The organism is Dellaglioa sp. CoH-55-MRSF-9, from assembly GCF_056782155.1.
The window spans coordinates 1-264 of record NZ_JBXAYG010000102.1; the positions used below are offsets into that span (position 1 = coordinate 1).

Annotated in this window: 1 protein-coding gene; it reads right to left on the bottom strand. The window is 68.2% G+C overall.

All coding sequences use genetic code 11. The features are described from left to right. A partial coding sequence (locus tag AC1RPV_RS07955; protein WP_481764229.1) for a hypothetical protein occupies positions 1–206 on the bottom strand: 206 nt, incomplete at its 3' end. Positions 207–264 lie beyond the last annotated feature (58 nt).

Below are 264 nucleotides of genomic sequence, written 5' to 3' on the forward strand. Positions count from 1 at the left end.
TCGTCGAGCATGTCGATCACGAGGCTGTCCTGGCCGCGCGTCATCGCGAGATACACCTCGGCGAGCAGCTCCGAGTCGAGCAGCGCGCCGTGCAGCGTGCGGTGCGCGTTGCTGATGCCGAAGCGGTCGCACAGCGCGTCGAGCGAGTTGCGCTTGCCCGGGAACATCTGCTTGGCCTGCACAGCGTGTCGATCACGCCGCCGCAATGCTCGGTGAACGGCGGCAGGCCGAGCCGCGCGAATTCGGCGTCGAGGAAGCCCAGGT